The sequence below is a fragment of the Mesorhizobium sp. ESP7-2 genome, from assembly GCF_020164715.1.
In the GTDB taxonomy this organism is placed as follows: domain Bacteria; phylum Pseudomonadota; class Alphaproteobacteria; order Rhizobiales; family Rhizobiaceae; genus Mesorhizobium.
Map to the genome: position 1 here is coordinate 1 of NZ_JAIUGQ010000050.1, position 18,298 is coordinate 18,298.

Sequence of the window (18,298 nt, forward strand, 5' to 3'; positions counted from 1 at the left end):
CCTCCCAGCATGCATGTTGAATCAGAACTGCGATGATTTGGGAATCCCACGACTCTTATAAATCTCATCCCGCTCTAATCATCCCGAAGCGCATCGCAATCCATCGCTGACCTCCAAAAGTCAGCGTTGAATCTGATTTGCCCTAAAAGGGGAATCCCAAACCTTAAATCGTCACTACGACCTAGAATGCTCGAATGGACTGCCGTACCGCTTGATCATGCTCCTGATCTGCTCGTCATTGGCGCTCTGCCCCACATTCGTGAGATGGAGAGCCGAGGTCTGCGTCCCCTGCCATGGGATGGGGAACCATCCGTTTCCAGCCATCACGTACGAACTTCCTGCCCTGCGTCCCATCCAGAACAGCCAGACATCGTCGGCGCTTGGACAGAGCCGCATAAATTCTGCTTCATCCAGAACTTCCGGCGCTAGTGAACCGGGCGGGTAGAGCACGCCACCCACACCGGTCGGAAACAGGATCGGAGAGGCGGCCCTGGGGTCAAAATACCATTTGTGGTAAGGTGCAAGATTGCCGGCTTCGTCGAACCTGACCGTATGGGCCCGATGGCAGACGATCGTCCTTTCAGCCGCTAGCATAACCATCCGCTCCAGCCAACGACCGGAATAGTAGACGTCGTCGTCGGCAGTCACGATGAAGGCATTCGGAAAGGCAGCCAGCGCCGGAACAATTTTCTTATACGATCTACTGTTTTTGCAGGAGCGTATTTCCAGTCCGTGAGCTTGGAGTTCCGTGACTGATTTTGGCAGTGACACGATATCCTCCTCGGCGATCCATAGGATCGTCCTGTCCGCCTGGACCGATTGAGACAAGAGGCACTTCAGCGTCAACGGGAGTGTCGAAAATCGTGCTGGATAGGACGTCAGGGAGACGATCAATTCTCCCGGGAGTTGATGCGTTCGGCCTGGCCGCGACAGTTTCCACCTGAGGAAAAGCGCGGAGCGTGCCGTCGCCTGCGAGGAAAGACTCGACGTGGTCCGGCGAAGCATCGCAAGTCGCCAGCCGGCAGCATGGCGCAGACGCCTTGTTGCTCGTTCAAGACGGCCTTCTGTGCCGCGTTCCGCTTGGCGCCCGGCCATCATATCCAAGTCCGATCCTAGACCATCGACCATTCCAAAACGTAAAGGGAATTGTTCGCAGGCGCAACATCGATTTGTGCGCCGCACCATGCATCATCACGCACGATCATGCAGACTCCCATCGCAGGGCGGTAGTAGCTTGTTTGGAGGTATCGAAAGTACTCGTAAGGAAACGGCGTATCGGGATATCGTAAATCTTGTACACTATGAGAGAAAAAACCGCAATTCCAAATACAAGCGCGCAAGCCAACACGGAGGGAACTACTTGATCAAACAGGCCAAGTCTGTACATAAGCGGATCCGACCAAGCATACATTGGCTCATGCAGTACGTATATAGGGAAAGATACCGCGCCTGAAATCGCGGCGATTTTCGCCCCAACCCCATCCAGCTGCGCGTTGGCTCCTGTAATCACAATTAGCGGGAAAACAATCAGGACAGACAAAGCAGCCATGATTGTATTTCCAATATTTCCCAAATCCGGCACGGCAAAAATCGCTATCAAGATCACTGGAAGGGTCCATGCTGGCGCCCTTACTCGACTTATCCAGCTGTCCCCCAAGCGCCGAAAGATGATGACGCCGAGAAAAAACGAACATGCGGTGCGGGGTAAACCGGCCAGAAGCATCCATCCGTACGGACCATATTGGTTTCCGATGAGACCGAAATCCCCTTTTACAGCAACCGCGATCAGGTAGACCACTGCAGTAAAAACTACAATTAGTTTCAATGAACTGTTTGTGAGCCTATATAGAAAAGCAGCGAACCCTATATTCACCAGAAGCTCAAAGAATATCGACCACAGAGGCTGATCGGCATAAAATGGCTGGTTGGCTATGGAGTTTGGAAACGGCATCGGAATTGCTGCTATGCCGAACAATGTGATCTCTATCGTGTCCGCTATTCTGCCTTCATTTCTTATTTCCTTCAACAAAATGAACGCACCACCGAGGAACGCCCCGAGGATTATCAGAGGATACAGCCTTATCAGGCGTTTTATCAAAAACCGGCGGAGGCTCATTCCAGCGATCAGTTTGGGCTCATAGGCGTAGGCGATCACAAACCCGCTCAGGAGAAAAAAGAAATCCACCGCCAAAGGTGCGTGTTGCAGAAAGCCACCATCGTCCGCGAACCACCAGCGCCGATGGAACAGAACGACAGCGATCGCCGCGATGCCTCTGAGGCCATCCAACATTACAAACTTGTGTTTTTCTGCCATTCTTACCCTTCGGGCGCTACGTCGAGATCCGGTCGAGCGCCAAAGCCGCAGTCGGGGCAAATGCCCAGTAAGTGAGCGACCAGCTGGCGCTCAAGTCTAAGCAGCTTGCCGTGCGCCCTGCCGCACTGCCCTGTCCAATATCGAGAAGAAAGTAACGAACTGACGGTCCGGATCGAGTTCCGGACGCGCTGCGAAGCTGCGCGCGAGGCCTGAGATCCGATCATATTCCTGGTTGTCGTTCCACAGAAGCCTGACAGCCGCGACCCAGTCGGCGAGCGGGGCGTCATAGTCCAGCACCGCGCCCCCAGGCCCGATCGCTTCGGGCAGGCCGCCACGCCGCGAGCCAACGACAGGAATGCCGCAGCAATGGGCCTCCGATGCCACTCGCCCCCAGGCTTCTTCCCATTTGCTGGGTGCCAGCAGGATTCTGGTGCGGCCATAGACAGTCTTCATGTCGGTGGTCCGGCTCTCCAGCGTGACATTGCCAAGCGGTGCGATCGTTTCCTCGATGCGCGCCCGATGATCCTCTTCCAGCTTCCAACTCTCGACGAACAGGAACGGGATTTCGGGGCAAGCGCCCGCTATGCGTACCGCGAGCTCAAAGCCCTTTTCCTCGTAGGGATTGATTAGCGTGACGAACTGGCCCGTGGTCGGCGTGCTGTAGTGCATCGGGTTGATGGTCGGCGGAATTACCGCCGCCTCAATACCGAACTCCTTGGCGTAGGTGCGCGCGGTAAACTCCGAATTGGCGATGTAGAGCGCCGAGTCCAGGTCGCGCAGGTCACCGCCCAACTCATGAAATTCGACATTCCTGAGATAGACGACGAGCGGCACGCCCTCGGTCTGCAGCGCCTTGCCGAGCGGAACCGATTTATGACACTGGACAACCGCTACGTCCGGCCTCATCCGGTTAACCGCAAAACTGGCGACTTCCCAGGGAAACCATGCCCGCACCACCGGATAGCCGGGAAAACTGTCGACGACCGCGGGCTGGCGCAAGAGCTTCATTTTGGCGCGCGCCTTGAAACCGAAGACACCATCTCCGAAGAGGGCGGCAAGCACGGCGGCCTCATGCCCGTGCTCGATCAGTTGTTCGGCCAGATGATGGGTGCTCGACTGAACGCCGCCGCTGAATTCAGGCGTGTAGCCATTGCCGCCTGCAAAAAGAACTTTCATGGGGTCTCCTTTCCGACGCAACAGGCCAAAGCCGCCGCCTCGCTTTCGAAATCGTCCCTGGTGATTTTCCCGGACTTCACAGCATCATCAGCCGCAATTCTTTCCGCGCCTGGCGCGCTTGTCTTGGTTGCCCCATCCGCCCTATTTCGAGCTTGTCTCCGCACCCGATCTCATGCCGCCATTCTGCCGATCGAATGATATTCGATGCCGTGGCGCGCCACGACCTTGGGATCGTAGAGGTTGCGGCCATCGAAGATGACCGGCGTGGTCAGTGCATCCTTCAGCGCATCGAAGGACGGTGCGCGAAAACTCTTCCATTCGGTGGCGATCAGCAGCGCGTCGGCGCCGCGCAGTGCCGCTTCCTTGGTGCCGCACAGCATCAGGTCGTCGCGCAGCCCGTAGACGGCCTGGCATTCCTGCATGGCCTCGGGGTCATAGGCCTGCACGGTCGCGCCGGCGTTCCAGAGCGCTTCCATCAGGACACGCGCGGGCGCCTCGCGCATGTCGTCGGTGTTGGGCTTGAAGGCCAGGCCCCACAGCGCGAAGGTCTTGCCCTCGAGGTTGCCCTTGAAATAGCGATGCACCTTGTCGAACAGGACGGATTTCTGGTCGTTGTTGCGCTCCTCGACGGCGCGCAGCAGCTTGGCGTCGAATTTGACGCCCTCGGCGGTCTTGATCAGGGCGCGAACATCCTTGGGAAAGCACGAGCCGCCATAGCCGAGACCCGGATAGATGAAATGGTAGCCGATGCGCGGATCGCTGCCGATGCCTTTGCGCACCTCCTCGATGTCCGCGCCGAGCTGCTCGGCAAGGTTCGCCATCTCGTTCATGAAGCTGATCTTGGTCGCCAGCATGCAATTGGCGGCGTATTTCGTGAATTCGGCGCTGCGCACGTCCATCACGATCATCTTCTCGTGGTTGCGATTGAAGGGCGCGTAGAGTTCGCGCATCACCGCCTCGGTGTCCTCGCTGTCGGTGCCGACGATGATGCGATCCGGCTTCATGCAGTCGGCGACGGCAGAGCCCTCCTTGAGGAATTCTGGATTGGAGGCGACGTCGAAGCTCAAATCCTCACGCCCCCGCTTCTTCAGCGTCTCGGCGATCCTGGCCTTCACCTTTTCGCAGGTGCCGACCGGCACCGTCGACTTGCCGACGACGATCTTGGCGGCATCCATCTCGCGGCCGATGGTCTCGGCGACCGCCAGCACATATTTGAGGTCGGCCGAACCGTCCTCGCCGGGCGGCGTACCGACCGCGATCATCTGGATTTCGCCATGCCTGACGGCAGCCGCCGCATCGGTGGTGAACTTGATGCGGCCAGCGGCGTGATTCTCCCTGACGATGCTTTCAAGGCCTGGCTCGAAGATCGGGACAAAGCCCTGGTTGAGCCGCTCCACCTTGCTTGCGTCGATATCGACGCAGACAACCTGGTGGCCAACTTCGGCAAGCACCGCCGCCTGCACGAGGCCGACATAGCCAATTCCAAACACCGTCAAGTTCATTCGGTTTCATTCCCATCCAGGGCCTGGAGCCGCTTTCGGTCCGGCCGGTTCAATTCGTCTTTCCCAACTCTTTTACGCTGCATACCAGCGATTCCGGAAACTGGCAGGGCTGACCGAGCGCGGTGAAGGCGACACGCTCGACCTGCAGCGAAAGCTTGCGGCCCGGATCGGCGAACGCTCCCATCCAGCTCTTCATCGTGTCGCTGCCCCAAAGGCTGAAGAAAATCTTCTGAGCATGGCTGGGCAGCTTCGCAGGATCGGTGATGGTGTTCACCAGCTGACCGTTGAGGTACCAGCGCAGACTATCCTTCTCCCAGACGAAGGCGTAGTCGTTGAAGGCACTGTCGGTGCCTCCGGGCACGTCGACCAGCTTCTCGTTCTTGCCCTTGCCGGCGATGTACGCGTTGACCTGCACCTTGGACGTGTCCTTGGTGAGGATCTCGAAATCGATCTCGTCCCAGGGCTGCTTGTCGGACGGGCCGATATAGGAAAAGAAAGCCGCGTTGAGGCCGGGGCCCGTATCGGTTTTCATCCGCGCCTCGTAGGTCCCATAGCCGAAGCGCTGCTTGGTCTGGATCTCGCCGCAGGCGAACTCACGATCCTTGGTCTTCTGCTTCGCGAAACCGAGCGAAAGAACGCCATCGGAAAGCTCGACCAGGCCTTTCGACCAGGTGCAATTCTGATGGCTGCCGTTTGTCCAGCCGTCTGAAACGTACCAGCGCTCACGGTCGAAACTCTTGAAATCGTCGACGAAGGAGGGCGAGGACTGGATATCCTGCGCATGAGACGGGGTTGCCGGCAGGCTGCCAAAAACGGCAAGCAGCAAGGCGACCGCCAGGCCGGACCGCCAGCCGAAATGCAGGGCGGCGTCGATTGCTGTCGTGGACATGATTTTGGGATCCGAATTCATGACAAACTCACCTTTGCGCTGTGCGTTCCCAACCCAAAGTCGACGTTTGAACCGCTTCCAAACGGGCCAATCTTGACCACCCCTTGCATCACCTCCGTCGTAACGGTCCCGCGCCGCCACCTTCACCCTCGGCCGGCTCCTGTCTGCCTGGCCGATTCGACCGTGGCCGGTGAATCGGCGGCCCCATTCTCGTGGAAGACCACATCCAGCGAATGTCGAAGCTCGCGCATCATGCCGTCCTGGCGCGACAGTGCCGCGATGCGACGCTCGCTGTTCAAGATGGACTGCGTCAATGCGCTGACCTCGGACGAGCGACGGTCGGAGGCCGAACCGTTTTCCATGGCTTCGACGAGGAAGGCCGCGTTGGTCGCCTCCTTGCGGTAGCGGCTTTCCAGGCCGGTTTTCTCGGCATCGATTTCGGCCGCGATCTGCTCGAACAGCTTCGCCAGCCGGTCCAGACGCGCAACGTCTGTCTGCATGTCGCGGGCCGGATCCCTTGATCTGAAGCCGAATATCGAAGCCATGAACTTAAACTCCCGTCATCGTCGGCTTTCTGGGTCGGCTTTCTGGCCGGGCCTGAAACTCATACCGCGTCGTCCACTCCTCTGACGAAGTGAGACTTCGGACCAGTCCGATCGGGGGCTAGTTCGGCTGGTCGTTCAATTTGCTGCACCGCAACATAGATTGCCATCCCCGGAGCCGCGAGGCAACCACCCAATTCGTAAACTCATAAATCCGATCGAAATGGTTGCGTGCTGGGCCTGCGGCCGGCAGGCAAGACGGAACGTTCCCGTGCCTTACCGTGCCTTGCCGGCGCTGGTTCCGGCCATCAGGAAACGCAGCGGTGGCACATGCTTGTTCCGGGACACGAGGCCAATATTGCGAAACAACGCCTCGAGCTTGTCGGATGCCACGCCCTGGACGATGGGAACGAGGTTGGATTGGCTTTCGAAGGCATAGGCCGCGGCCGAAGCCAGGCCCCGCTCGGCCTTCACATCGAGGAAATTGCGCAGCCGGTATTTGTCGCGCACATGCCTCTCGTGCCGCCGCAGCACCGCCTTGGACCCTTCCGGCAGGCTGTCGATGGCCAGCAGCGCCAGATCTGCGTCGGCCAGCCGCTTCAGGTCCTGCGTCTTGTGGCGGCCGCTGAGCGAATCGGCACGCACGATGGCGCCGTAACCGCAGGAACGGATGACCTTGAACCGTGCCCCGTGGGCAACCGCCCGCGCGTAAAGTTCATAGTCCTCACCCAGTCGCAGGCTTTCGTCGTAGCGCAATCCGTGGCGGTCGAGGAAGGCGCGGCTGATCACGGGCTTCAGGAAGCCGAGTTCGCCTCTTTGCAGGCGGCGCCTGGAGATGTTGCCTTCCACGAACCGTTCGAGATCGAGGAATTCCGGATCGGCGGCAAAATCCGGGGCGACGATTTTTGTCGCGTCGCCGGTCGCGTCATCCCTGATGAGCATGATGTTGTCGGCGGCGAAATCCCAATCGGCGCCGGCAAACAGGTTGCGAAACCGGCCCTTGAGGAAGAAATCGTCGGCGTCCAGAATGCTGACGAACGGCGCTCGTGAGCCGGCGATCGCGGCATTGCGGGCAAAGGATGGGCCGCGATTGACGTCGAGGCGCATGACTGTAAGCCGGCCGCTGCCATCGTTTGCGGAGCGGGCGACCTCGGCGGTAGTGTCTGTAGAGCCATCATCGACGACGACGACCTCCGTCACTTCCGGTTCGCGCAGCGCGGATGCGATGGCAACCGCGATCGTGCGCGCCGCGTTTTTGGCCGCGATGATCACGCAAACCTCGGATTTCGTCATCGACATGGAATTTGCCTCTTGCACAGGTTTCGTTCTGCCCTCGCCCTGTACACTTTCGATATCCATCGCCCTCACGGACTGGCCGGCCGTTCGAAGATGCGGCGGCTGATGTCCGCCGAGGCGGCCCAGCCAGCCTCGGCCAGGTAGCGGACGGGAGCCCGGCCGCACAATTCCCACAACACTGTCCGCCGCTGCGGCCAGCGCAGCGACGACAGCCATGGCGCGATGACCATGTTGAGCAGGTCCTCATTGCCGATGCGCGACAGGATCGGCTTGGCCCGCTCCGATAGAAGCGTGCCGGTGCCGCCCAGCAGCACATCGGCGGCGCGCAGGCCGAGCAGCAAGGTGTCGTCCAGTCCCTGGCTCACCGCGGCATCGAGCACACGCTGCTGATCGGCCTCGTCGAGGCGGCTGGAGCTGGCCCTAATATCGCAGACATAGCCGGCGCAGGGTTCGCGGTTGAACAGGGCCTTGGCGACGCTGATGCAGGACAGCATCAAAGTGTCGGCCGCCGAAGTGAAGGGGACTTCGGCGCCGGTGATCTCGACCAGCCGTTTTCGCCGCAGGAACCCGTCGGCATCGCGCGGGCTGGGCGAGCCGGGCTGCTGGAGCCGATAATGAAGATCGACCGTGGATGATTTCGGCCCATGGCCGCGAACCATGTGCTGTTCGCCGAGGAAGCGGACCCACCAGACCGAACGCGACTTGCCTGACACCTCGTAGCCGATCGCGCGCAACGCTTCGCGTGCCTTCAAGAACCCGGCCGGCGACACCAGGATGTCGACATCGCCCGAAGGCTTCATGAAGTGATCGTCGTAAAGCAGATGCTGCTGGAACGGCCCTTTCAGGAAGACGAAATCAATCCGCCTGTCGAGCAGCGCCTCGTTGATGGCCATCGAATCCATCAGGCAGGCGGCGTTCATCGAAACCGTCCTTCTGCGATAGGTTTCGAGCCACTGGAAGAGCTCGGCCGGCCTCTCATGCGCCGGCGCACGCGACAGCGCCTTCAGAACGAAGGTTCCGACCTTGTTCAGCCTGGCGATGTCGGTGACGGCAGCGACTGAAAGGCCCGGCGACGACATCTCGCCGACCGAGGCGGCCGGCGCAGCAAAATACAACCGTAAGCAAGCCTGCACATAGGCGATCTCGTCGGCGCAGTCGGTTGCGCGCAGTCGTTCGTAAGAGCTTTCCGGCAAGGCCATTGAGCGCACAGTCTCCAAAAAACGGTTTGCGCGTCGCGTATGCTGCAAGTGCGAAGCAAAGCATCCTTAAAAACCGCGGCGCCGTAAAGCCTTTTCCTTTCGCAGTGCAAGATTTTGCAACCATAGCGTTTGCCGACTTCCCGAAGTGGCGAGACGCATGGACTGAATTCCAACCCTGTCGCGGCGCGTCGGCCGAGCTATCGGCGATGGTCAGCTGAAAGATAGATATAGTTTAGCGTCATCTAAAATCAATCGCCTGCGTGAGTCTGCTTTAGGACAGCAAAATCAACGGCTTATGGGATTTTCAACAGCAGGGGCCGATTGTATCCGGCTTTACCTCAAAAGAGACGGTTCTTTTACACCAAGTGACGTCGCAACCCACAATTGATTAACGCCAGGTAAATGAGACTTGACTCATAAATGTTGCCATGCAGCTATTGCAATGCAGCATGAAAGTGCTGACGGCAATCGACAGGCCGTTTCAAGTCCTTATGGAGAGTAAAATGGAACAGAATGTTGAAAAGCATGAGTATGAAACGCCAAACCTGACGGTACATGGTTCGATCGAGACCATCACCCAAGGCGGCGGCGGCAGCACGGCGACCGATGCGTCGTTTCCCGCACACACCCCGATCGGCGACCTGACGTTCTCCTGAGACTAGCCTGTTTCTGGAGGAATGACGTTGGGCCTCCAGGATCGAAGACAATGAAATGGAGCCGGGGACGAAAATCCCCGACTTTCCCCGTCAACTGATGACGCGTGGACGGTGTGTTGCAAACGAGGTTTTAGGATGAACTGGGACCCAACCGAGCACGATTGCGTGAAGGCCACCAAGGACGCCGTTGCTTGCGAATTCGGCGATGGTCTCGCGCTTCTCAACCTGAGATCCAATATTTATTACAGCCTCAACGGTGTCGGCGCTTTCATCTGGGAACTGATCCAGGAACCCAAGCCGATCGCCGATATCCGCAGCGCCGTCCTCGCGCGCTACACTGTCGACGCCGAGCGCTGCAAGGCCGACGTCGACGCATTGCTGAAAGGCCTTGCGGAAAACGGGCTTGCGAGGCTTGAGCATGAGGCACTCGTCTAGGCAGGTGGCGCAGAACGCCATGGTTGCGCGGCAAAGACCTGTGACGCAGAGACCCCCCACGCCGATGAAGCAGCGGCCTGGCAGGCGGAGCCTGACCAGAATTTTGTCCTTGAGCGGCTCCGAAGCGCTTTTCCTGTTCCGTTGCCTGCTGGTGGTCGCGACCGTCCGGGTCGGGCTGACAGTGTTCTCCTACAACCGCGTCCGCGCAATGGTGACCCGGCTCAACGCGCGCCAATGTGCCAGCATGGGCGAGTTGCGGCTCGTCGCCTGGGGGGTTGCAGCAGCCGCACGGTTCGTGCCGGGCGCCACATGCCTGACCCAGGCGCTTTCGGGCCAATACCTCCTCGCGCGCAAGGGCAATGCGTCGAATATCCGCATCGGCATCGAGCGCGGTACGGGCGAGCAATTGAAGGCGCATGCCTGGCTGGTCAGCGACGACCACATCGTGCTCGGCGGATCCGTCGATGGCTTCGCCCACCTGATCGACCACGGCAGCCGATGAGCGGCGTGGCCGGAATCCTGCTGCGACAGGACCCCGCACCGGCTGAAGCGGCGAGCGGCATCCAGCAGATGCTGGCGCGCATACGCCATCGTGGTCCCGACGGAAGCTCGTGGTGGCTGGACAGCGGCATCGCGCTTGGCCACGCCTGGTTCAACACGACCGACGAAGCCGGCCCCGGCCCACTGACCATGGCTGGCGGCAAGCTGGCCATCACCGCCGACTGCCGGCTCGACAACCGCGACGAACTGCTCGCCAGGCTCGGCATCAGGGACAGTTCAGTCGCCGATGCGGCATTGCTGATGCGGGCCTATCTGCGCTGGGGTGAAGCCTGCCCAGTGCATCTGCAAGGCGATTTCGCCTTTGCCGTCTGGGATGCCGAACGACAGCTTTTGTTCTGCGCGCGAGACCATTTCGGAGTGAAGCCATTCTACTACCACGCGGCGGAACGACGCTTTGCCTTTGCCTCCGAGATCGGGCCAATGCTCGGCCTCGAGGGGGTCGATGCGCGTCTCAGCGAGCACCGGATTTCCGGATTCCTGGCCGGCCTGCCCGACGACCCGCAGTCCACGCCCTACAGCGACATCTTCGCCCTGCCGGCGCGTCACAGCCTCACCGTCACCGCGCAACGTCTGGTGCTGCGCCGGTACTGGCAGATAGAGCCGTCGCAGCGGGCGCCGCGGTCGGACGCCGCGGAGGAATTCGCCCATCTGTTCTCGCAATCGGTCCGCAATCGCATGCGGGGGAGTCCGTCGGTCGGCGCTATGCTGAGCGGCGGCCTCGATTCCTCCTCGATCGCCTGCGTGGCGGGGCTGCAGAATGCGGCCGGGCGCAAGCCGAAGCTGCCGACCTTCTCACTGGTTTTCGAGAAGGGTTCATCGATGGACGAGCGCTCCTTCATCGATGCCGTGCTGGATCAGCAGAAGGCCGACCCGACGCTGATCCATGTCGGCAATTATGCGCCCTTCGCTGAATTCGAACGGGTGCTGGAAGAGCAGGAAGGCACTTTCCTGGCGCCGGGCCTGACGCTGACCCGCGGCATCTACCGGACGGCGGGCGCCAAGGGCATCAAGGTGCTGCTCGACGGCCATGGCGGCGACGAGGTCGTTTCGCAGGGACATGGCCACCTGCACGAGCTTGCCAATGGCGGCAGATGGCTGGACCTCTGGCGCGAGGTGCGCAGCGCCTCCAACACCTATGGCGACAGCACGTTCGGCCTCTATTTCCAGTTCCTCACCATTTACGGGCCGGCCTGGCGCATCGCCAAGCTGCGGCGTTTGGGGAACCGGGCCCTGAACAGGATACGCGGGCCTGCCCGATCGCAGCGTGGCCGGAGTTGGCGCGACCTGATCAATCCGGACCTTGCCAGGCGAACCGAGATCATCGACCGGTTCCACCGAGCCGGCTATATGCCGCCCGGCGTCCGGGCCAGCGATGCGCTCAGCCACCGCTGGATCCTGTCCAACGGCTATGTGCCGCACTCTTTCGAGGTTCTGGACAAGGTCGCCGCCAATTTCGGCGTCGAACCACGTTATCCGTTCTGGGACAAGCCGCTGGTCGAATTCTGCCTGGGGCTGCCGGGCGAGCAGAAGCTCAGTCACGGCTTTGGCCGCTACGTGCTGCGCCGAGCCATGGAGGGTATCCTGCCGGCGGCGGTCCAGTGGCGGCGTGACAAGATCGATTTCACCGCCAATCTCGTCAACGGCATGGTGCGCAACCATCGCGGCCTGCTGCAGCAGTTGCTGGTTGGCGATGCGGGTCGCATCGCGCCCTATGTCAACCTGCCGGAAGTAAACGCCGCCTATGCGCGGCTGTTGCACCAGCCGGACCAGGCGGCGGCGCTCGATGTCCAATATGTCTGGCGCTCGGCGTCACTGTCGCTGTGGCTGCGGCAGGTCCAGCATGGGGGGAGCCCCGCGTGATGTCCCGCCATGAGCCGTTCGCCGGCGATCTCGACAATCTTCCCCGGCGCGGCAGGATCGCCGGAGAACGGCGTTACTACCGCGCCTATGGCCTGATCATCGCGTCCGAAATATCACTGCCCGAACTGGAGCCGGCGGAGCCGGCGGCGGCCGACATCGAGATCGCCATCGGCCCGATCGATATGCCCAAGCCGTCGGCGGAGGCAACGACCGTCTTCCGCTTCGAGCCTGGCCGGCAGTATCTGGCCTGGGAGGCCGTCGGCGCATTCCTGATCAGCGACGCCCGCCGCATCGATGTCCAGCCGGCACCCGGCGTCGGCGACGCCTTGCTTGCCTTCCCATTGCTGGGACCAGTGCTGGCGCTGCTTTTGCACCAGCGCGGCCTGCTCGTCCTGCACGCCAGCGCCATAGCCGTGACCGGCAGGGGCGCCATCTTCATGGGCGACAAGGGCGCCGGCAAATCGACGACGGCAAGCGCGCTGATCCGGGCCGGGCACGATCTGCTCACCGACGACGTCGTGGCGCTTGACCTGGCAGACTCGGACCAACCGATGATCGTTCCGGGGTTTCCGCAGATCAAGCTTGCGGCCGATGCCGCGGCGGCGATCTCGCTTGGGCAGGCGCAAGTGCGGCCGCAGGTGCATCCCGCGATCGAGAAGATGCAGCATCGCCTGCACGGCGCCTTCGCCGGCAACAGGGTGCCGGCGGCCAGGATCTACATTCTTGAGCGTGGCGAAAGGGCTGGGATCACCCCCTTGCCTCACATCGCCGCCTTGCCGGCCATCATCAAATTCTCCTACGTGACACGCTTCGGCCGCGCCGCACTCTCCGGCGATTTCGCGGCGATGCATCTTCGCCACTGTTCAGCAATCGCTAACCATGTCGGCGTGTGCCGGCTGGACGTTCCGACGGGCATCGACAGGATCGGCGAGGCTGTGGCGCTGATCGAAAAGGAACTGGCTGGAGATGCCTAGGTCATTGGTCTTCAGCCTGTCGCTGTTTCGCGATGTCGCGGCGTTCGGCGCCGTCATTGCCCAGATCGGCGGACGGCGAACCTGGACGGCGCTGCTGTTCCTGATCCTCGGCAGCCTGACGGAAGGCATCTCGATTCTGCTGCTGGTACCGCTGCTGCATCTGGTCGGGCGTGCCGACCAGGATTTCGCGGTCAGGCTGCCGAACATTGATTTCGTGCGCTGGCTGGTGCCCGGCGGAACGCTACAGCTGACCACCGTGCTTTGCGCGCTGGTCGGGCTCGTTGCCATGCAGGCAGCCTTCAACCGCTTCAAGTCGGTCTACATGGCAAGGCTGCTCTTCGATTTCATCAACCGCTTGCGCATGAACCTGTTCGAGAGCATCGGCAAGGCGCGGTGGGGCGTGTTCACGCGCATGCGCGGCTCCGATCTCGACCATGCTTTGACCGGTGACATCGACCGCGTCCAGGGGGCGGCTTTTTCCCTGCTGATGCTGGTGCAGATCACCGTGCTGCTGGTGGGCTATCTCGTGATTTCCATGTTCATCTCGCCGGTCATGACGGCGTTTGCCGTCATGATCGGCATCGTGATGTTCATAGCGCTGCAGCCGTTTCGCTCGCGGGCCACCGCCTTCGGCCGGATTCTGACGACCAATCGCCAGGACCAGTACCGCACGGTCTCGGATTTTCTCGGCGGCATCAAGGTGGCCAAGAGCCTCAATGTCGAGGCCAGCTATTTCGCGCAGTTGCAGGCCACGCTCGAAAAGATGAAGGCCGACAACATCGCTTATGTGCGCAACAGCTCGATCGGCACCGCCGTCTTCCAGGTGGCGAGCGTCGTGGGGTTGAGCCTGTTCATCTATGTGGCGCTGGTCCGATTCCACCTTTCGCTGGCCGAGATCGTCGTGCTGCTCCTGGTCTTCATGCGAATCGCGCCGCGCTTCATGGACATGCAGACGCAGGCCCAGCAGGTCCTGATCAACCTGCCCGCCTATACGGCAATGCGTAGCCTGCAGGCACGTTTCGACGCCGAGCGGGAGCCAGGCCATGTCGAACCCAGGGATGCCCGCAAGCTGACCCTCGATACGGGGCTGAACATTCGTGACGTCTCCTTTGGCTATGACGACGGCGCCGGCAAGGCGGTGGTGAGCGACATCACCTTCGGCCTTCCGGCCGGCAAGGTCACCGCCCTGATCGGCCCGTCCGGATCAGGCAAGAGCACGATCGCCGACATGCTGCTCGGGCTGCTCGAGCCGACCGCAGGCAAGATCCTCGTCGATGGCATCGAGATCGATGCCGGCAATCGCCGCCTGTGGCGCGATCAGGTGGCCTATGTGCCGCAGGACGTGTTCCTGCTGCATGACACGATCGCGGCCAACCTGCGGCTTGCAGCCCCACGGGCCAGCAACGACGAATTGTGGACGGCGTTGCGCGCCGCGCATGCCGGCGAATTCGTAGAACGGCTCGACCTCGAACTGGAGACGGTGGTCGGCGACCGTGGCGTGCGCCTTTCGGGCGGCGAGCGTCAGCGCATCGCGCTGGCCCGCGCGCTGCTGCGCAAGCCCTCACTGCTCATCCTGGACGAGGCAACAAGCGCGCTCGACTGGCAGAACCAGTCGCTTATCGCCAGGTCGATCGACGGCCTGCGCGGCACAATGACGATCCTGACCATCGCGCACCGGCCGTCGATGATCGCCTTCGCCGACTGGGTGGTGGCGATGGAAGACGGCCGTGTCGTGGAAGTCGGGCAATATCAGCGCCTGAAGGCGAAGCCGGGGAGCCGGCTGTCCAGGATGCTATCGGGAGAACAGTCGGAGACCGAACCCGCCGATGTGGCCTGAGGACGGTGATGTCGTCGTGGGACCTAATGCAGGCCCCGCCGGGCGCTGCCGAGTTTCTCGCCCTCGGGCACTTCGGTGGAGTTCTGCTTTCTCTCGGCTTCGCGCAGCCTGTCGGCTGGCGTCGGCGCGCTCCTGACGATCATGGCGTAGACAACCGCGAAATAACCAGCCTGGATGACCATGGCGCAGATGATGACGCGCAGCAGCGTCGTGCCGACCGAAGCTCCACCCAGCCAGGACCAGGCTACGACGATCGCGAGCGCGAAAAGCATCCCAACGATGAATTTTGGAAGCGACATACCCAACAGCCCATAAACCGGCTCGGGTTATATCCAACGATAGCCCCACCCGAGCGCCGTCCCTTGTGATGCGGGCTTGTTAAGTCGCCCGCTCTCGACCGGTTGCTTCCGGCCTTTCAACCTGTCGCGACCATGACAGGTATAATTTGCAATTCTATTAAGGCGGGCGGAAGGCGGCAAGGGCAACCGCACAAATTTTTGATTGAGCTTACGCGTTCGACTCTGCCATGCTGCAATGCACACGCCGGCATTTCACTCTACCTGCAGCCGCCAAAAAAATTCGAGTATACTTATAATATTAAGTAGTATTTTAGGTGAATAGTTTCCAATGTGGCGTCCTCCTAAAGCACTAATATGCTCCGGACCCCCGCGCGAGGAACGCGCCGCCCAGGAACCGCCCCAAAAATGTCCAGATTTTTTTGTCCTTGCCCATTTATTGTCACAAATGTGCTAAACATCCTGAAATTTGTGCAAAACGAGCTTATTATTTAGTCAATTCATGACGCGACTATTTCAAGGATATGGAAAATTGTGTGTTGCGCTGCAACATTTTTTTGATATCGTGCGGTAAACCATTCGTTCAACGCATGGAGTTTTCCGCATGAGGGACATTGCCAAGTCAGCCACGGCGGGCTTTTCGCAGGCTGACACCGACTTCCCGCCGCCGATCGGCGGCCTCATCAAGCGGAGCTTCGACATCGCCGGTTCGCTGGCCGGACTGATCGCGCTCGGCCCGCTGTTCATCATGATAGCGTTGCTCGTCAAATTCTCCGATGGCGGATCGATTTTCTACGGTCATCGGCGAATCGGGCGCGGCGGACGGCTCTTCTCCTGCCTCAAGTTCCGCACCATGGTTCCGAACGGGGACAAGGTGCTGGCCGCCTATCTTGCGACCAATCCAGACGCCAATGCGGAATGGATGGCGACCCGCAAGCTGAAGAACGATCCACGCGTCACCCGCGTCGGAGCGGTCCTGCGCAAGCTCAGCCTCGATGAGTTGCCGCAGATCATCAACATCCTCCAGGGCGATATGAGCCTCGTCGGGCCTCGCCCGGTGGTACGCGACGAACTGGAAATCTACGGCAGCGCAGCCGTCTATTATCTGAAGTCCCGGCCCGGCCTGACCGGCCTGTGGCAGGTCAGCGGCCGCAACGACGTTTCTTATGACAGCCGCGTCGCGTTCGATCGACACTATGTCGAGAACTGGTCTCTGTTCGAGGACCTTCGCATCATCATCAGGACCGTGCCGGCCGTCTGGATGTCACGCGGGTCTTACTGATAGGCCCGCCTGACACAGGCATCCGGCGGCAAGCTCATCGGGCGATGGGGTTATAACGGATCGGAACGCTCAGTTGAAAATAGACATGTTCGAAGTCTTTGGCAGCGGCCCGTTTTCCGGCCGCTCGCGGCTCTTGGCGACGTGCCTTGCGATGTCGCTCGCTTTTCCCCAGCTGGCCGCCGCCGACGATTACCGTCTGGGCTCCCAGGACAAGCTCACCATCCGCATCGCCGAATGGCAGACCGTCGAAAGCGCGTTCCGCGACTGGTCGTCGGTCAATGGCCAATACACGGTCGGTCCGGCCGGCACGCTGTCGGTGCCTTTCGTCGGCGAATTGCCGGCGGCGGGCAAGACCACGGCGGAGGTCGCCGCGGCGATCGGCGAGGCGCTGCAGCACAAGCTCGCTTTGTCGGACAAGCCTGAAGCCTCGGTCGAAATGGCGCAATTCCGGCCGTTCTACATTTCGGGCGAAGTGCAGAATCCCGGCCAGTTTCCCTATGTGCCCGAACTTACCGTGCTGAAGGCCATCAGTGTCGCCGGCGGCATCAGGCGCAACGCCGACTATGGCCCGCAGCTCGGCAAGGACCTGGTCACCGCCAAGGGCAATTTCGATATTTCCGACGACCTGCGCGTGCGGCTGATCGTCAAGCGCGCCCGTATCGACGCCGATATGGCCGGCAAGACGAGCTTCGAAGCGCCGAAGGAGGTCGAGGGCGATCCGCGGCTGCCGACCATCGTCAACGACGAGATGACGATCCTGACCGCCGACCAGAAGGCGCTGAAGCTGAAGCTCGAGGCGCTCGACGATCTCAAGGGCGTGCTGCAGGCGGAAATCGAATCGCTGCAGAAGAAGATCGTCAACCAGCAGAAGCAGGTCGACCTGGCGCAGCAACAACTGGCCAGCATCGGTCCGCTGGCGCAGAAGGGCCTGGTCGCCAATGCCAGACTTCTGGATTCGCAGCAGTCCGTGACCGACCTGCAGGGCAAGATCCTGGACTACGAGACGGCCATCCTCACCGCCAAGCAGGCAATCAGCAAGGCGACGCAGGACGCCATCGACGCCCAGAACACCTTGAGCTCGAGGCTCGCCTCCGACCGACAGCAGACCGAAGCCGACCTGAACGAGGCCGCGCTGAAGGCGAATATGCAGAAGGGCCTGATCGCCCAGGCCTCCGATCCGGCGACGACGGCCGCCATCACCAACGACCAGCAACCCACCTTGCTCTATTCGCTGGTGCGCGATGTCGACGGCAAGACCAGCGAAATCACCGCCAAGGAAGACACGCTGGTGCTGCCTGGCGATGTGATCAGGGTCAAGCTGGCGCCGCTGGCCAGCCAGTAGGACGCGGAAGTTCGCGCGGCCTGCCGCTTCGAGACCCATGGCGCAAAGACTTTGAACCTCCGCCTGGCCTGCCCGGCGGAGGTTTTTGCCGATACAGCATGTCGCGGCGAATAGGATTCGCCCGACCTGCTGCAAGC

17 protein-coding genes are annotated in these 18,298 nt (G+C 61.0%); 8 read left to right on the forward strand and 9 right to left on the reverse strand.

Annotated elements, in window-relative coordinates:
* Positions 1–174: 174 nt before the first annotated feature.
* From LB543_RS29990 to LB543_RS30025, 8 genes are all read right to left on the reverse strand, one after another.
* Entirely contained in the window at positions 175–1,104 is a 930-nt protein-coding gene (locus LB543_RS29990) for a hypothetical protein (RefSeq protein WP_224616699.1), read from the reverse strand.
* 97 nt (positions 1,105–1,201) lie between these two features.
* A complete protein-coding gene (locus tag LB543_RS29995; RefSeq protein ID WP_224616700.1) occupies positions 1,202–2,314 on the reverse strand; it encodes an acyltransferase family protein in 1,113 nt (370 codons plus the stop codon).
* A 96-nt stretch (positions 2,315–2,410) separates the two neighbouring features.
* Entirely contained in the window at positions 2,411–3,490 is a 1,080-nt protein-coding gene (locus tag LB543_RS30000; RefSeq protein WP_224616701.1) for a glycosyltransferase, read from the reverse strand.
* A gap of 170 nt (positions 3,491–3,660) precedes the next feature.
* Positions 3,661–4,992 (reverse strand): UDP-glucose dehydrogenase family protein, encoded by a 1,332-nt coding sequence (locus LB543_RS30005; RefSeq protein ID WP_224616702.1) that lies wholly within the window; start codon positions 4,990–4,992, stop codon positions 3,661–3,663.
* Positions 4,993–5,041: 49 nt separating this feature from the next.
* Positions 5,042–5,902, reverse strand: a complete 861-nt coding sequence (locus LB543_RS30010) for a family 16 glycosylhydrolase (RefSeq protein ID WP_224616703.1) — start codon at positions 5,900–5,902, stop codon at positions 5,042–5,044.
* A 122-nt stretch (positions 5,903–6,024) separates the two neighbouring features.
* Complete coding sequence (locus tag LB543_RS30015) at positions 6,025–6,426, reverse strand: hypothetical protein (RefSeq protein WP_140812073.1); 402 nt, start codon at positions 6,424–6,426, stop codon at positions 6,025–6,027.
* A 273-nt stretch (positions 6,427–6,699) separates the two neighbouring features.
* Complete coding sequence (locus LB543_RS30020) at positions 6,700–7,722, reverse strand: glycosyltransferase family 2 protein (protein ID WP_224616704.1); 1,023 nt, start codon at positions 7,720–7,722, stop codon at positions 6,700–6,702.
* 65 nt (positions 7,723–7,787) lie between these two features.
* Positions 7,788–8,918 carry a nucleotidyltransferase family protein gene (locus tag LB543_RS30025; protein ID WP_224616705.1) on the reverse strand — a complete coding sequence of 377 codons (1,131 nt, stop codon included), beginning with the start codon at positions 8,916–8,918 and terminating at the stop codon, positions 7,788–7,790.
* Positions 8,919–9,367: 449 nt separating this feature from the next.
* Between LB543_RS30025 and LB543_RS30030 the strand changes: the two genes are divergently transcribed.
* From LB543_RS30030 to LB543_RS30055, 6 genes are all read left to right on the forward strand, one after another.
* Positions 9,368–9,574, forward strand: coding sequence for a lasso peptide (locus tag LB543_RS30030; protein ID WP_224590713.1), 207 nt, complete (start codon positions 9,368–9,370; stop codon positions 9,572–9,574).
* A gap of 135 nt (positions 9,575–9,709) precedes the next feature.
* Positions 9,710–10,009, forward strand: a complete 300-nt coding sequence (locus tag LB543_RS30035) for a PqqD family protein (RefSeq protein ID WP_224616706.1) — start codon at positions 9,710–9,712, stop codon at positions 10,007–10,009.
* Between the two features lie 109 nt (positions 10,010–10,118).
* On the forward strand, positions 10,119–10,511 hold the full coding sequence (locus tag LB543_RS30040; RefSeq protein ID WP_224616707.1) for a lasso peptide biosynthesis B2 protein: 393 nt from the start codon (positions 10,119–10,121) through the stop codon (positions 10,509–10,511).
* The gene (locus tag LB543_RS30045; RefSeq protein ID WP_224616708.1) at positions 10,508–12,430 is read left to right on the forward strand and encodes a lasso peptide isopeptide bond-forming cyclase; all 1,923 of its coding nucleotides are present in this window, start codon (positions 10,508–10,510) and stop codon (positions 12,428–12,430) included. Before LB543_RS30040 ends, LB543_RS30045 begins: the two co-directional genes overlap by 4 nt.
* Positions 12,430–13,404, forward strand: coding sequence for a serine kinase (locus tag LB543_RS30050; RefSeq protein ID WP_263498878.1), 975 nt, complete (start codon positions 12,430–12,432; stop codon positions 13,402–13,404). Before LB543_RS30045 ends, LB543_RS30050 begins: the two co-directional genes overlap by 1 nt.
* Positions 13,397–15,241, forward strand: coding sequence for an ABC transporter ATP-binding protein (locus LB543_RS30055; RefSeq protein ID WP_224616710.1), 1,845 nt, complete (start codon positions 13,397–13,399; stop codon positions 15,239–15,241). Before LB543_RS30050 ends, LB543_RS30055 begins: the two co-directional genes overlap by 8 nt.
* Before the next feature lie 23 nt (positions 15,242–15,264).
* Here the strand turns inward: LB543_RS30055 and LB543_RS30060 are convergent, their stop codons facing one another.
* Complete coding sequence (locus tag LB543_RS30060) at positions 15,265–15,540, reverse strand: exopolysaccharide production repressor exox (RefSeq protein ID WP_224616711.1); 276 nt, start codon at positions 15,538–15,540, stop codon at positions 15,265–15,267.
* Positions 15,541–16,141: 601 nt separating this feature from the next.
* Here LB543_RS30060 and LB543_RS30065 point away from each other — a divergent pair.
* Positions 16,142–16,819 carry a sugar transferase gene (locus LB543_RS30065; protein WP_224616712.1) on the forward strand — a complete coding sequence of 226 codons (678 nt, stop codon included), beginning with the start codon at positions 16,142–16,144 and terminating at the stop codon, positions 16,817–16,819.
* 85 nt (positions 16,820–16,904) lie between these two features.
* A complete protein-coding gene (locus tag LB543_RS30070; RefSeq protein WP_224616713.1) occupies positions 16,905–18,161 on the forward strand; it encodes a polysaccharide biosynthesis/export family protein in 1,257 nt (418 codons plus the stop codon).
* The last annotated feature ends 137 nt before the right edge of the window (positions 18,162–18,298 follow it).